The organism is Pseudomonas sp. (genome assembly GCF_030684895.1).
In the GTDB taxonomy this organism is placed as follows: domain Bacteria; phylum Pseudomonadota; class Gammaproteobacteria; order Pseudomonadales; family Pseudomonadaceae; genus Aquipseudomonas.
Genome location: NZ_JAUXXP010000090.1, coordinates 151,288 through 166,182 on the forward strand (window position 1 = coordinate 151,288; position 14,895 = coordinate 166,182).

Sequence of the window (14,895 nt, forward strand, 5' to 3'; positions counted from 1 at the left end):
GCACGCCCCACGTGGGGGCCGTGCCTTGTAGGGCGTCCTGACGACGACTAAAGTGAGAATCTCGAATAACCACTCTGTACAAGGACGCCCCATGAGTGACACCAACCCCAGCAATCCCTACGCCGCCCCTGCCAGCGCACTGCACGAAGCACCACGCGACAGCCAGGTGCCCAGCATCGAAGAGGCCTTGAGCCGTGGCTATGATTTCAACATCAGCGACCTGCTCAGCGAAGCCTGGCAGCGAGTAAAAGGCACCAAAGGCATCATCATCGGCGGTTTTCTGGTGTTCTACGCCGTGCTGCTCGCAGCGTCCTTTCTAATTGGCGGGTTCTTCGGCCTGCTGGGCGTAGTCAGTGAAAGTCCGATGCTCGCGGTAGTGGCCGAACTGGTCATCGGCATTCTGGCCTCGGCCCTGGCCTATCCCTTTATGGCTGGGATCAACATGATCGGCATCCGTCGCGCCGCCGACCAGCCGATCAGCTTCAATGACATATTCAGCCACTTCGGCCGCACCGTGCCGCTGGTGATTACCGCGATTATCAGCATGCTGCTGATCTACCTTGGTATGTTCCTGCTGATCATTCCCGGCCTGTACCTGGCCATCGCCTATATGTTGGCCATCCCGTTGGTGGTTGAACGCGGCCTGACGCCGTGGCAAGCCCTGGAAACCTCGCGCAAAGCGATTACCCAGCACTGGTTCAAGGTCTTCGGCCTGTTCCTGCTGCTCGGTCTAATCACCGCCATCAGCGCCATTCCACTGGGGATTGGACTGGTCTGGACCATTCCGCTGTTTGTTATCGCCATGGGCGTGCTCTACCGCACCATCTTCGGCGTACTGCCCGCGCCGCAATAACCCTCACTAAATAGCCCCGCTGCGCCGGTTCAGATCACTGAGCCGGTTGCTTCCCTGCCTGCTGCTGGCTAGCATCGGGTTTTCCTCGACGCAGTCTGCCGATGTCGCCCACGCCAACCCCTGCTTCAGTCGCCGCTCGCCCGCTGCTGGATACCCGCTATAAGGTGGAAACACCGGAAGGCATCGACCTGATCCTGCGTCCGGCGGGTTTAGTGCCGCGCGCCCTGGCTTTCAGCATCGACCTGCTGATTCGCGGTGCGCTGCTCGGCGCACTGTTTGCCGTGCTCGCCTTGCTCGGCCAGTTCGGCATGGGCCTGGGCACCATCTTGCTGTTTCTGGTGACCTGGTGGTACATGGTGCTGTTTGAGGTGCTCAACCAGGGCCGCTCACCGGGCAAGCAGATGATGGGCCTGCGGGTAATCCATGACGACGGCACGCCGATTGGCTGGGCCGCCTCGCTGACCCGCAACCTGCTGCGCTTCGTCGACATCCTACCGTTTGGCTACACCTTGGGCATTCTTAGCTGCCTTAATCACCCGGCGTTCAAACGCCTGGGCGATATCGCCGCCGGCACCCTGGTGGTCTACCGCGATAACGCCCCAACAGCCCCCGAACTGCCGCACGCCGAAGCGCTGCGTGCGCCGTTCAGCATGAGCCTGAGTGAACAGCGCGCCCTGCTCAGCTTTGCCGAGCGCGCGCAGAGCCTGTCCAGTGCACGGCGTCAGGAGCTGGCGAGCATTCTTGCCGACCCTTTGCAGGTACCTGCCGAACAGGCCGAGCAGCAGATCCACGGTATTGCCCGTGGTTTGTTGGGGTCGACATGAAACAGAGCCAGTTTGAAAACCAGCACCAGGCCGACTGGCAAGCCTTTAATACGCAGCTCGAAGCGCTTGAGCGCGGCAAGGCCGACAGCCAGCAGTGCAAGGCCTTTGCCGCCGACTACCGCAGCCTGTGCCAGCACCTGGCCCTGGCACAGAGCCGCGGCTACAGCAGCCACCTGATCGAGCAGTTGCAGCTGCTGGCCATGCGCGGCCATCAGCAGTTCTATCGCCACCGCAGCCCGCTGGGCGGCCAATTGCTTGGCTTTATCCTCGCCGGCTTTCCGCGCCTGGTCCGCGCCGAATGGCGCTTTGTCGTCGCCGCCAGCCTGCTCTTCTTCGGTAGCCTGCTGCTGATGGGCACGCTGGTGTATCACTTCCCCGACCTGGTCTACGGGGTGATGGCGCCCGACCAAGTGGCCGAGATGGAAAAGATGTACGACCCCGACGCCAGACGCATCGGCCGCTTCAGCGAACGCGACTCCGGCGATGACTGGATGATGTTCGGCTACTACATCATGAACAACATCGGCATCGCTTTTCAGACCTTTGCCAGCGGCCTGCTGTTTGGCCTGGGCAGCCTGTTCTTCCTGCTGTTCAACGGCCTGATGATTGGCGCCGTGGCCGGCCACCTGACGCAAATCGGCCATGGCGAAACCTTCTGGTCGTTCGTCGTTGGCCACGGCGCGTTCGAGCTGACCGCCATTGCTTTGGCCGGTGCCGCCGGCCTGAAACTCGGCTGGGCGCTGCTGGTGCCCGGCCGCCTGCCACGCGGCGAAGCCTTGCGGGTAGCCGCCGGCAGCAGCGTGCGACTGATCGGCGGGGTGATCGTGTTTCTGCTGCTGGCGGCCTTTATTGAGGCCTACTGGTCGTCCATGGACCTGGCAAGCCCCGCGATCAAATACGCAGTCGGCGCCGCGCTCTGGTTGCTGGTGCTGAGCTACCTGCTGCTAGCTGGCCGAGGTGTGCATGCGCCTGACTGATGCCAGCGTCGCCATTCGCCCGCGCAGCGCCTGGGAGGCCGTCGACCTCGGCGTGTTATTGGCCAAGCAGCACGCCGGCCTGCTGATGGCCAGCTGGGCGCTGGTAACGGTGCCAATTTTTGCCCTGCTGTGCCTGCTGCTGTGGGATTACCCCAGCATCGCCCTGCTGATTTTCTGGTGGCTAAAACCGGCTTACGAACGCCTGCCGCTGTATATCCTCTCGCATGCCCTGTTCGGCGCTACGCCGAGCCTCAAACAAGCGCTGAAAGCCCTGCCTGGGCTGCTCAAACCGCAATTGCTGGCCAGCCTGACCTGGCGCCGACTGAGCCCCACACGCAGCTTCGACCTGCCCGTGATGCAGCTGGAAGGCCTGTCCGGCAAGGCGCGCAGCCAACGCCTGATCGTCCTTGGCCAGCGCGATGCCGGTGGCGCCAGCTGGCTCACCATCGTCGGCGTGCACCTGGAAATGGCGCTGTGGTTCGGCATCATCAGCCTGTTCTACATGCTGCTGCCGGCGCAAATCGAGCTGAACTGGACCTGGCAAAGCCTGATCAATGCCGCCTCGGGCGAGTGGCTGTGGCTGGAGCACCTGTCCAACCTGATTTACGTCCTACTGCTGATTCTCTGGGAGCCGATCTACGTCGCCTGCGGCTTCACCCTCTACCTGAACCGCCGCACCGCCCTGGAAGCCTGGGATATCGAACTGGTATTCCGCCGCTTGCGCCAGCGTCTGACCGGCGTGGCTTATGCCCTGCTCCTAGGCTGCGGCCTGCTGTTAATGCAGGCACCTAACAGCGCCATGGCCGCCGCGACCGCAAACAGCTGCCCGCTGCCGATTGAAGACCCTATAGGGCCAGAGGCCGAGCGCCTGCTCAAACAGCCGCTGACCAGCGCAGAAGCGCAACAGAGCATCGGCCAGCTGCTCGACCAGCCGCCCTTCGAGCACCGCGAAACCGTCACCCGCTGGCGCCTCGGCGAAGAGCCCAAGGAGCCGAGCGAGGAAGACGCCAAGGCCCTGGCCGAACTGCTGGAAAAGTTCTTCAAACTCACCGAACTGTGGAAAAGCGTCGACGCAGTGGCACTGTTCTTCGAGGTGCTGCTGTGGGCCGCGCTGTTCAGCCTGATCGCCTGGCTGCTGTGGCGTTACCGCGACTGGTTGAGCACCTTTGCCGGGCGCCTGCGCTTGCCGCAAGCGCGCAAATACCAACCGCCAGAGCAGCTGTTCGGTCTGGAAGTGGCGCCGCAAAGCCTGCCTGCCGATATTCCCGGTGAAGTTGAACGGCTCTGGGATGAACAGCCGCGCGCCGCCCTTGGCTTGCTTTACCGCGCCCTGCTCAGCCGCATGCTGCATGAACAACGCCTGCCGCTAAAAAGCTCGCACACCGAAGCCGAAGTGCTGCAACTGGTGCAGGCGTTGCAGCAGAAAAACCTCAGCCACTTCAGTCAGGCCCTGACCCGTCACTGGCAAAACCTCGCCTACGGCCATCGGCTACCGCCGGCTGCGCTTAAACAGGGCCTGTGTAATGCCTGGCGGCGCCTGTTCGAGCAAGGGGCGAAAGCATGAACCGGCGCATCCAGTTTTTCCTCGGTGCAGGCCTGCTGTTGGTGCTCGGCCTGCTCGGCATTTACCTGCTGGGCAAGCTCACGCCTTATCAAGAAACGCTCGAACATGGCCCTGCCCCCGAGGCTCGGGCCAATCCTTACCTGGCCGCCGAGCACTTCCTGCGCAAGCAAGGCCTGCAGGTGCAACGCGCAGATGGCCTGGAAGTCATGAAGGATCTGCCGAGCGCCGGGCACACCCTGCTGCTGCTCGGTGACCGTAACCGCATGACACCCAAGCAGGCCGAGCGCCTGCTGGCCTGGGCCGCCAAGGGCGGCCACCTGCTGTTTGTTGCCGAGCGGTTGTGGGATGAAGAAGAAGGTAAAAGCGGCGACCTGCTGCTCGACAGCCTGGGCATCCAGCAATACGAGAGCGAAGAACTCGATGAGGACGCCAGCGAAGCGACGGATGAAGCGGTATCTGCAGAGAGCGAGCACGACGCCGAGCAGCAAGCCGAGCCCATTCAGGATGAAGAAACCCCGGCCGCTGCAGACGAAGAGAACGCCTACCCGGAACTGACTCAGCTCTACCTGGAAAACGAAGAGGCACCGGCCTACTTCAACTTCGACACTGACTTCCACCTCTACGATGCCGAGAACCGCGCCCACGCCTGGGCCAACAGCGATGCGGCCACGCACTTGCTGCAGCTCTACCATGGCGATGGTTTGATCAGCGTGGTCAGCGACAGCTGGATCTGGCAAAACCAAAGCATCGGCGAATACGACAACGCCTGGCTGCTCTGGTACATGACCCAGGACAGCCAGGTCACCCTGCTCTACCGCGCCGACCGCGATGACCTGTTCAGCCTGTTGCTCGAGCACTTCCCACAGGCGTTGGTCGCCCTGGCACTGTTGCTGGCATTCGGCCTGTGGCACCTGGGCATGCGCCAGGGCCCGCTGCTGTTGCCCGCCAGCCGCAATCGCCGCCAATTGCAGGAGCACCTGCGCGGTAGCGCCGACTTCCTCCTGCGCCACAACGGCCAGTACAGCCTGCTGCAAGGCTTGCAACAGGATATCCAGCGCCGCGCGCGCCACCGTCACCCCGGTTTTGAACGCCTCGCGGTAGCCGAGCAGTGGCAGATCCTTAGCCGCCTGACCCGCCAACCTTCCAGCGTTATCAGCCAAGCCATGCGGCCGTTGCCCAAGCAGCGACTGCCCGCCGCCGACTTCACCCGCCAGGTCGCCAACCTGCAAACCCTCAGGAATGCCCTATGACGAGCGAACACACCCCCGAACAGCCGGACAGCGCAATCGAACCCGCTGCCGTAACCACTGAGCCCGTCACCGAGGCACCCGTCGCGGCACCAGCGCCAGCTGCCCCGGCAGCCGCAGCGGCCAATCCAAATGCTCAGCGCCAACGTGCCAGCCAGCTGGCTCAAGCGCTGCGCGCTGAATTGCAGAAAGCCCTGATCGGCCAGACGACGGTGATCGACGATGTGCTCAGCGCCCTGATTGCCGGTGGCCATGTACTGGTCGAAGGCGTGCCCGGCCTGGGCAAGACCCTGCTGGTGCGCGCGCTGGCGCGCTGCTTTGGCGGTGAGTTCTCGCGCATCCAGTTCACCCCAGACCTGATGCCCAGCGACGTCACCGGCCACGCCGTGTACGACCTGCAGAGTGAGCAGTTCAAACTGCGCAAGGGTCCGGTGTTCACCAACCTGCTGCTGGCGGACGAGATCAACCGCGCCCCGGCCAAGACCCAGGCCGCGTTGCTGGAAGTCATGCAGGAACGCCAAGTCACCCTGGAAGGCCGCGCCCTGAATGTGCCGCTGCCCTTTATGGTGCTGGCCACGCAGAACCCGATCGAGCAGGAAGGCACCTACCCGCTGCCGGAAGCCGAGCTTGACCGCTTTATGCTCAAGCTGCGCATGGATTACCCCGAGCAGAGCGAAGAGCTGAACATGGTTCGTCAGGTGGCGCGTTCGAGCAAAGCCGACATGCTCGAAGTCACCCCGCTGCGCACCCTGTTGCAGGCTCGCGACGTACTGGCTCTGCAGAAGATCGCCAGCGATCTGCCGATTGATGAGCAGGTACTCGACTACGCAGTGCGCATCGCCCGCGCCACCCGCACCTGGCCAGGCCTGGCCATCGGCGCCGGACCGCGTGCTTCGATTGCCCTGGTACGTTGCGGCCGTGCCCGTGCCCTGCTGCGCGGCGGTGATTTCGTGCTGCCGGATGACATCAAGGGCTGCGCCCTGGCCGTACTGCGCCACCGCGTACGGCTGTCGCCGGAGCTGGATATCGAAGGCCTGTCGGTGGATCAGGTGCTGCAACAACTGCTCGACCAGGTTCCGGCACCGCGCCTATGACCCCTACTTGGCAAAAGCCCGCATTGAAAGGCGCCTCCGCATGAAACCCTCGCGCGCGCTGCTGGCGCTGCTCGCCAGCCTGTTCGTCCTCGGCATTGTGCTGGGCGTCTGCAGCGCCCTGGCCATCGCCGTGCCGCGCAGCTTCACGTCGATTTACTGGGGCCTGCTGCTGGTACTGCTCGGTTTGTCTCTGGTCGACGCCCTGCTGCTGCGCCAAGTGCCCTCGCCGCGCATCGAACGCCAGCTACCCGGCAACCTGCCGCTGGGACGCTGGAGCGAAGTGCGGCTGAATCTGCACCACAGCTACCTCCGTGCGCTGCAGGTGGAGGTGTTCGACCATCTGCCCGGCGATATGGCCTTCGAGCACCTGCCGCTCAAGGTCGATCTGCATCCCGGCGAGCAGACTCAGGTCAGTTACCGCGTGCGACCGTTGCTGCGTGGGCATTTTCATTTCCCCCAGTGCGAAGTCAGCCTGCCCAGCCCCATGGGCTTGTGGCGCGCCCGGCGATATTTGCCGCTGGCTGCGGAAACCCGCGTTTACCCCGACTTCGCCCGCCTATATGGCGCGCAGTTGATGGCGGTGGATGACTGGCTCAGTCAACTTGGCGTACGCCAGCAGCAACGTCGCGGCCTGGGTCAGGAATTCCACCAACTGCGCGAATTCCGCGACGGCGACACCCTGCGGCAAATCGACTGGAAGGCCACTGCACGCAAACGCACGCCGATTGCCCGCGAATACCAAGACGAACGCGATCAACAGATCATCTTCCTGCTCGATTGCGGCCGGCGTATGCGCAGCCAGGACGGCGAGCTGTCGCACTTCGATCACGCCCTCAACGCCTGCCTGCTGCTCAGCTACGTGGCGCTGCGCCAAGGCGATGCGGTGGGCCTGTCGACCTTTGCCGGCGAGCAGAACCGCTTCCTTGCTCCGGTCAAAGGCCAGGCGCAGCTGAATGTGCTGCTCAATGCGCTGTACGACCTGCGCAGCACCCAGCAACCGGCGGACTTCACTGCCGCCGTGGAAAACCTGCTCAGCCGCCAGCGTCGCCGCGCCCTGGTGGTGCTGGTGACCAACCTGCGCGATGAAGACGATCAGGCCCTGCTCGGCGCGGTCAAACGCCTGAGCCGCCAGCACCGCGTGCTGGTCGCCAGCCTGCGTGAAGAAGTGCTGGATACCCTGCGCCACACCCCGGTGCAAGACCTGTCCAGCGCGCTGGATTACTGCGGCACCCTCGACTACCTGAACGCCCGCGCCGGCCTGCACGAACGCCTGATTGCCAACAAGGTGCCGGTGCTGGATGCGCGGCCCAGCGAATTAGGGCCGCAGCTGGTGAGCAGTTATCTGGCCTGGAAAAAGGCAGGTGTTCTCTAACACTGGCTAATGCGGGTGCCGACGTAGGTTGGCGTTGAGCGCAACGAAGCCCAACACGTTGCGCGACTCACAACCACGTAACGTGCTGCTCCAACGGAAAGCGCAGACGCGGGTTATACACGCCCTTCTCATCCTGTTTGCCCACCGCCAGCAGCATGATCGGTAAAGCCTGGCGCGGGATGCTCAGGGTTTTGCGCAGGCGCACTTCATCAAAGCCTTCCATTGGGCAGGTGGCATAGCCATGGCTCTGGAAGGCCAGCATCAGGTTTTGCGCTGCCAATGCCGTGGATTTCACCGCCCAGATGCGCATCTGCGCGCGGCTGTTGGGCGCGCGCATCAGCGGCTTGCGCCAGGCCGCCACGCGCAGCAGCTGGCGTTTGAGCAACCCAAGCAGGCCGAACGGCCCCTGGTTGTACTGAAAAGGTGCGGTTTTGTTGTAGAAGCTGCGAATCCGCGCCGGCACTTGCGGCTCCGGCCAATAGTCGATGATGTTCTGACAGGCCTGTTTCCAGGTATCCGGCCGCGCCAGCACGGCAATGATCAGCGGCGCTTTGGCGGCGTTCTGGCTCATGCACACCGGGTGCAGCCGCGCCAACAACGCTGGGTCGCGAATTACCTGAAAGCTCCAGGGCTGCAGATTGCAGGAGTTGGGCGCGAGCACCGCCAGCTCCAGGCAATCACGCACCACCTCATCGGGCACCGCTTCAGCAGTAAAGCGACGTACCGCGCGGCGACTCTCGATCAGCTGACGCAGCGCGGCGGGGGTGGCGGGAGAGATTACGGGGTCGGCGGGAAACAGACTCATCAGGGCATCCTCGGCAGATCGCCCGATTAAGCCGCGATGCCGCGTGCTGAACAAGCGGCTGCGGTGGATAGTCCGCAGCCTTGGCGCAAATGGCCTTAGCCGAGGGCCTTTTCGATAGCCTGGATGATGCTCGGATCATCCGGCGTGGTGCGCGGGGAGAAACGCGCCAGCACGCGGCCGTCATGGCCAACCAGAAATTTCTCGAAATTCCAGGTGATATCACCCGGAAACTCGGCGCCCTCGCCTGCCAGCAGGCGGTACAGCGGATGACGCTCAGGCCCATTCACCTCAAGCTTGCTGCCCAAGGGGAAGGTTACGCCGTAGTTGAGGCTGCAAAACTCGCGAATAGCTTCCTCGCTGTCGGGCTCCTGCTCGGCAAACTGGTTGCATGGCAGGCCCAGCACGCTGAAACCCTGGCTCTTGTACTGCTGATAGAGCTTTTCCAGGCCGGCGTACTGTGGCGTCAGACCACACTTGGAGGCCACATTGACCACCAACACCACCTGCCCCTTGAAGGGTGCCAGCGGCAGCTCTTGGCCATCCAGTGCACGCAGGTTGAGGTCGTGAAAGGCACTCATGGCTAACTCCTTGAGAACACACAGGTTACGTGTAGCGGACAAAAAATGGCCGGGAGCCATTTTTAACGTCGCACCGCGACGGCCCGCAGGGTGACCGCCAAGGATGGCGGGTCATAAAAAAGGCGCCTATCTGAAGGCGCCTTTCTTCTGTTGCAGCTTAGCAGTCGAACCAGCGGTTGATACGACCATAAGTCGACTCGCGGCTACCGCATAAGGCTAAACCATCAATGATGATGACCACCTTCGCCATGGATATGGCCATGCGCGACTTCTTCTTCGCTGGCATCACGCACGCTGACAACTTTGACCTTGAAGTGCAGGCGCTGGCCAGCCAATGGGTGGTTACCATCAACGATCACGTCGTCGCCTTCCAGTTCGCGGATGGTGACGATCTGCATGCCGCCGTCCGGGCCGGAGGCGTGGAACTGCATGCCGATTTCCAGTTCATCAACGCCTTCGAACATCGAACGGTTGAGGGTGGCGACCAGCTCGGCGCTGTATTCGCCGTAGGCGTCTTCCGGCTCAACGGCAACGTCCAGCTCGTCGCCAACCTGCTTGCCCAGCAGGGCTTTTTCCAGGCCACCGATGATGTTGCCGGCACCGTGCAGATAAGCCAGCGGCGCGCCGCCTGCGGAACTGTCGATCACCTCACCGGCATCGTTAGTCAGGGTATAGTCGATGGAGACGGCCTTATTGGCGGCGATCAGCATGGGGCGAGACCTTTTGCTTGGAAATAAAGAGCGGGCAAGTTTACCCAAGGGCACGCGCGAAAGCGAACCGGACACAGACGGACGGCCAAGCGCGGCCTCAGTGCGCGTGCTTGATTTTCGTCAGGATGAGCACGGCGATTGGCTGGCAGTATTGTCCTGCGGCCATACTCAGCACCTGCGCCACCAGCCGCCCTGGCAGAATCGCGCCTGGGTGCTGGATGCGCAGCAGCGTCAGGCGCAGCTGGAAAAACCTTTCCTCTGCGGCTGGTGCGCAACTGAACATGCAGCAAGCGAGGCGCTGACAGCGCGCCCGAACCAAGATTTGAACAAGGAGCGGTAAATGCCCGCGCGCAATATTCTGGTGATCAACTGCGGCAGTTCATCGATCAAGTTTGCCCTGATCAACGAAGACCAAGACGCCTTTATCCTCAGTGGCCTGGCCGAGCGCCTGGGCAGCCCGGATGCACAAGTGCACTGGCAACAGGGCGACAGCAAAGACAGCCTGATCCTGCCCCATGCCGATCACCGCGCCGCCCTCGCCCAGGTGTTGCCCCTGGTGCAGACAGCCGCTGGCGGCCAGTTGCATGGCATCGGTCACCGCGTGGTGCATGGCGGCGAGCACTTCACCGCGGCCTGCCGCCTGGATGCGCTGAGCCTCGCCGCAATTCGCGCCACGGCGCCGCTGGCACCGCTGCATAACCCGGCCAACCTGCTGGGTATCGAAGCGGCGATCAAGCTGTTCCCGACCCTGACCCAGGTGGCGGTATTCGACACCGCATTTCACCAGACCCTGCCCGAACACGCCTACCGCTACGCCCTGCCCGACGACCTGTACCGTGAGCATGGCGTGCGCCGTTATGGCTTTCATGGCACCAGCCATCGCTTTGTCAGCCAGCGCGCGGCGGAAATGGCCGGTCTGCCGGTGAATGCCAGCAGCTGGCTGGTGGCGCACCTGGGCAACGGCTGCTCGACCTGCGCCATCGTCAACGGGCAAAGCCGCGACACCAGCATGGGCCTGACGCCACTGGAAGGCGTGGTGATGGGCACCCGCAGCGGCGATGTCGACCCCAATCTGCACAGCCATCTGGCGCGCACCCTGGGCTGGAGCCTGGAGCAGATCGACGCGATGTTGAATAAAGACAGTGGCCTGCAAGGCCTGTCCGGTCTGTCCAACGACATGCGTACCCTGGAGCAGGCCCGTGAACAGGGCCATGCCGGCGCCACCCTGGCCATCGAGGTGTTCTGCTACCGCCTGGCCAAATCCCTGGCGGCGATGAGCTGCGCCCTGCCGCAACTCGACGGGTTGGTCTTTACCGGCGGCATCGGCGAGAACTCGGCGCTGATCCGCAGCAAGACCATCGCCCACCTGAAATTGCTCAACCTGGCCCTCGACGAGCAGGCCAACGCGCGCACCGTACGCGGCGGCGCCGGGCCGATCCAGGCCGACGGGCACCCGCGTGTGCTGGTCGTACCGACCAATGAAGAACGCCAGATTGCCCTCGACACCCTGGCGCTACTCGAAGCCTGAGCCAAAGCATCCCGCTGGGCTTCGCTGCGCCCAGCGCCAACCTACACCTGGAGACAGCATGCACACCTTTTTTATTGCCCCCACCGGTTTCGGTGTCGGCCTGACCTCGATCAGCCTGGGCCTGGTCGGCGCCCTGGAACGTGCCGGGCTCAAGGTTGGCTTCTTCAAGCCCATCGCCCAGCCGCATCAGGGCGACATGGGCCCGGAGCGTTCCAGCGAGCTGATCGCCCGCACCCATGGCCTGCACTCACCCGAACCACTGGCCCTGGCGCATGTCGAGCGCATGCTCGGCGACGGCCAACTGGATGAGCTGCTGGAAGAAATCATCAGCCTCTACCAGCAGGCTGCGGAAGGCAAAGACGTGGTGATCGTCGAAGGCATGGTGCCCACGCGTCAGGCCAGCTACGCCGCGCGGGTCAACTTCCACCTGGCCAAGAGCGTGGATGCCGAGGTGATTCTGGTCTCTGCGCCGGAACAGGAAAGCCTCAGCGAATTGAGCGACCGGGTGGAGATCCAGGCCCAGCTGTTTGGCGGGCCGAAAGACGAAAAAGTGCTCGGGGTGATTCTCAACAAAGTGCGCAGTGACGATGGCATCGACGCCTTCGCCAATCGCCTGAAAGAGCTTTCGCCGCTGCTCAAGGGCGATGACTTCCGTCTACTCGGCTGCATCCCCTGGCAGGACGAGCTGAACGCGCCGCGCACCCGTGACATCGCCGACCTGCTCGGCGCACGGGTGCTGAATGCCGGTGATTACGAACAGCGGCGCATGCTGAAGATCGTGCTCTGCGCCCGCGCCGTAGCCAACACCGTGCAACTGCTCAAGCCCGGCACGCTGGTGGTGACGCCGGGGGACCGCGACGACATCATCCTCGCCGCCAGCCTGGCGGCGATGAATGGCATGCCGCTGGCCGGTCTGCTGCTGTGCAGCGACTTTGCCCCCGACCCACGGATCATGGAGTTGTGCCGTGGTGCACTGCAGGGCGGCTTGCCGGTGATGACGGTGAGCACTGGCTCCTACGACACCGCGACCAACCTCAACCGCCTGAACAAGGAAATTCCGGTCGACGACAAGGAGCGCGCGGAAAAGGTCGCCGACTTCGTCGCCAGCCATATTGACCACGAATGGTTATTCGCCCGCTGCGGCACGCCGCGCGAGCTACGCATGTCGCCGCCGGCGTTCCGCTACCAACTGGTGCAACGCGCCAAGGCTGCCAACAAACGCATCGTCTTGCCCGAAGGCAGCGAACCGCGCACCGTACAGGCCGCCGCCATCTGCCAGGCGCGCGGCATCGCTCGCTGCGTACTGCTGGCCAAGCCGGAAGACGTTCACGCAGTGGCCCATGCCCACGGCATCGACCTGCCGGAAGGGCTGGAAATTCTCGACCCGGACCTGATTCGCGAGCGCTATGTCGAGCCCATGGTCGAGCTGCGCAAAGGCAAAGGGCTGAACGCGCCGATGGCCGCCGCACAACTGGAAGACACCGTGGTGCTGGGCACCATGATGCTTGCATTGGATGAAGTCGACGGGCTGGTGTCCGGGGCAATCAACACCACCGCCAACACCATCCGCCCGGCCCTGCAACTGATCAAAACCGCGCCGGGCTACAAACTGGTGTCGTCGGTGTTCTTTATGCTGCTGCCCGACCAGGTGCTGGTCTACGGCGACTGTGCGGTAAACCCCGACCCGAGCGCGGTGGAACTGGCAGAAATCGCCCTGCAAAGCGCAGCCTCGGCCAGCGCTTTCGGCATCATTCCGCGGGTGGCGATGCTCAGCTACTCCACCGGTGATTCCGGCAGCGGCGAGGAAGTCGAGAAAGTTCGCGAGGCCACCCGTCTGGCCAAGGCCCTCGACCCACAGTTGCTGCTCGACGGCCCACTGCAATATGACGCGGCAGCGATTGAAAGTGTCGGCCGGCAGAAGGCCCCCGGCAGCCCGGTTGCCGGCCGCGCCACGGTATTTATCTTCCCCGACCTGAACACCGGCAACACCACTTACAAGGCGGTACAACGCAGCGCCGATTGCGTCAGCGTCGGGCCGATGCTGCAGGGCCTGCGCAAGCCGGTGAATGACCTGTCGCGCGGCGCGCTGGTCGATGACATTGTCTACACCATCGCCCTGACCGCGATCCAGGCAGCCAATCTGCCGCAGTAGTGATGCGCAACCCAGGGCCGGCCCAAGGTCGCCCTGGCCGCGCAAAAGCGCTAAACATCCGCGAATCGCAGCGATAACCAGTGTTTCGAGGGGGTTGCAGTTCGGTGTGCAGACGTTAACCTGTGCGCCGACCGATCTGCGGTACAAAACCGCAGGCGTAGATAAGTCGGTGATCAGGCCGCTCAAGCACCACAGCAGTGGCCATAAACAGCCTGACCCATTTTCTGGAGGCACCTGCCCCAATGCTGCATTTCCTGCCTGCTCCACTGCGCGGCCTGCTTGCTGGCCTGACGTTGGCACTCAATACCCTGTTCTGGTGTTGGCCGCTGTTTATCCTGGCCCTGGTGAAACTGCTCGTGCCCATACCGGCGGTACAGCGCATCCTGCGCTTTATGATGCACACGAGTGCCGAAGCCTGGATTTCCATCAACAAATTCTGGATGAACCTGGTCGGCCGCACGCACTGGGATGTGGCGGGTCTCAGTGGCTTCGACAAGCAGCACTCCTACCTGGTGACCAGCAACCACCAGAGCTGGGTGGATATTCTGGTGCTGCAATACCAGCTCAACCGCCGCGCGCCCTTTCTGAAGTTCTTTCTCAAGCGCGAGCTGATCTGGGTGCCGGTGATTGGCCTGTGCTGGTGGGCGCTGGAATTTCCCTTCATGAAGCGCTTCAGCAAGGAATACCTGGCCAAGCACCCGGAAAAACGCGGTCAGGACCTGGCCACCACGCGCAAGGCCTGCGAGCGCTACAAGACCAACCCGGTGTCGGTGTTCAACTTCCTCGAAGGCACGCGCCTGTCACCGGCCAAGCACGCGCAGCAACAGTCACCGTTTAAGCACCTGCTCAAGCCCAAGGCCGGCGGTATTGCCTTTGTACTGGATGCCATGGGCGAGCAGCTGCACAGTCTGGTCAACGTCACCATTCATTACCCGCAGGGCACCCCAGGGTTCTGGGACCTGCTGTGCGGGCGGATTGACCAGGTGGTGGTGCGCTTCGATCAGCTGCAGATTCCCGAGGAGTTTATTGGCGGCAACTACGATCAGGACGAAGCCTATCGCCTGCAGTTCCAGCAGTGGGTCAACCAGTTGTGGCTGGATAAGGATGCGCAGCTCGATGAGCTAAAGCAGCGCTACCCAGCCAAGCCAGCGTAATACTGTTCAGGTAATAAAAATGCCGCTTGCCTGTTAC

Annotated in this window: 14 protein-coding genes; 11 read left to right on the forward strand and 3 right to left on the reverse strand. The window is 63.1% G+C overall.

The window, feature by feature from the left end:
* The first annotated feature begins 91 nt into the window (after positions 1-91).
* The 7 genes from Q8M42_RS20290 (at position 92) to Q8M42_RS20320 (ending at position 7,931) form a co-directional block, all read left to right on the forward strand.
* Positions 92-853, forward strand: coding sequence for a hypothetical protein (locus Q8M42_RS20290; protein WP_304863093.1), 762 nt, complete (start codon positions 92-94; stop codon positions 851-853).
* 101 nt (positions 854-954) lie between these two features.
* Positions 955-1,677: an RDD family protein gene (locus Q8M42_RS20295; RefSeq protein WP_304863095.1), complete on the forward strand. Its 723-nt coding sequence runs from the start codon at positions 955-957 to the stop codon at positions 1,675-1,677.
* Positions 1,674-2,654 (forward strand): stage II sporulation protein M, encoded by a 981-nt coding sequence (locus Q8M42_RS20300; protein WP_304863097.1) that lies wholly within the window; start codon positions 1,674-1,676, stop codon positions 2,652-2,654. Before Q8M42_RS20295 ends, Q8M42_RS20300 begins: the two co-directional genes overlap by 4 nt.
* Positions 2,641-4,218, forward strand: a complete 1,578-nt coding sequence (locus tag Q8M42_RS20305) for a DUF4129 domain-containing protein (protein ID WP_304863099.1) — start codon at positions 2,641-2,643, stop codon at positions 4,216-4,218. Before Q8M42_RS20300 ends, Q8M42_RS20305 begins: the two co-directional genes overlap by 14 nt.
* On the forward strand, positions 4,215-5,468 hold the full coding sequence (locus Q8M42_RS20310; protein ID WP_304863101.1) for a DUF4350 domain-containing protein: 1,254 nt from the start codon (positions 4,215-4,217) through the stop codon (positions 5,466-5,468). Before Q8M42_RS20305 ends, Q8M42_RS20310 begins: the two co-directional genes overlap by 4 nt.
* A complete protein-coding gene (locus Q8M42_RS20315; RefSeq protein ID WP_304863103.1) occupies positions 5,465-6,559 on the forward strand; it encodes a MoxR family ATPase in 1,095 nt (364 codons plus the stop codon). The genes Q8M42_RS20310 and Q8M42_RS20315 overlap by 4 nt, the downstream gene beginning before the upstream one ends.
* Before the next feature lie 40 nt (positions 6,560-6,599).
* A complete protein-coding gene (locus Q8M42_RS20320) occupies positions 6,600-7,931 on the forward strand; it encodes a DUF58 domain-containing protein (protein WP_304863105.1) in 1,332 nt (443 codons plus the stop codon).
* 67 nt (positions 7,932-7,998) lie between these two features.
* Here Q8M42_RS20320 and Q8M42_RS20325 read toward each other — a convergent pair whose 3' ends face one another.
* The 3 genes from Q8M42_RS20325 to Q8M42_RS20335 all read right to left on the reverse strand — a co-directional run bounded on the left by Q8M42_RS20325 (position 7,999) and on the right by Q8M42_RS20335 (position 10,024).
* Positions 7,999-8,736 carry a nitroreductase family protein gene (locus Q8M42_RS20325; protein ID WP_304863107.1) on the reverse strand — a complete coding sequence of 246 codons (738 nt, stop codon included), beginning with the start codon at positions 8,734-8,736 and terminating at the stop codon, positions 7,999-8,001.
* Between the two features lie 95 nt (positions 8,737-8,831).
* The gene (locus Q8M42_RS20330) at positions 8,832-9,314 is read right to left on the reverse strand and encodes a glutathione peroxidase (protein ID WP_304863110.1); all 483 of its coding nucleotides are present in this window, start codon (positions 9,312-9,314) and stop codon (positions 8,832-8,834) included.
* Positions 9,315-9,538: 224 nt separating this feature from the next.
* Positions 9,539-10,024, reverse strand: coding sequence for a peptidylprolyl isomerase (locus tag Q8M42_RS20335; RefSeq protein WP_304863111.1), 486 nt, complete (start codon positions 10,022-10,024; stop codon positions 9,539-9,541).
* On the opposite strand from Q8M42_RS20335, the gene Q8M42_RS20340 reads away from it, so the two are divergent.
* From Q8M42_RS20340 to Q8M42_RS20355, 4 genes are all read left to right on the forward strand, one after another.
* Positions 9,993-10,364: a DUF3565 domain-containing protein gene (locus Q8M42_RS20340; protein ID WP_304863113.1), complete on the forward strand. Its 372-nt coding sequence runs from the start codon at positions 9,993-9,995 to the stop codon at positions 10,362-10,364. The two genes, Q8M42_RS20335 and Q8M42_RS20340, sit on opposite strands and share 32 nt — an antisense overlap.
* Positions 10,365-11,552, forward strand: coding sequence for an acetate kinase (locus tag Q8M42_RS20345; protein WP_304863115.1), 1,188 nt, complete (start codon positions 10,365-10,367; stop codon positions 11,550-11,552).
* 58 nt (positions 11,553-11,610) lie between these two features.
* A complete protein-coding gene (gene pta / locus Q8M42_RS20350; protein WP_304863116.1) occupies positions 11,611-13,704 on the forward strand; it encodes a phosphate acetyltransferase in 2,094 nt (697 codons plus the stop codon).
* A 242-nt stretch (positions 13,705-13,946) separates the two neighbouring features.
* The gene (locus tag Q8M42_RS20355) at positions 13,947-14,858 is read left to right on the forward strand and encodes an acyltransferase (protein ID WP_304863118.1); all 912 of its coding nucleotides are present in this window, start codon (positions 13,947-13,949) and stop codon (positions 14,856-14,858) included.
* Positions 14,859-14,895: the final 37 nt, after the last annotated feature.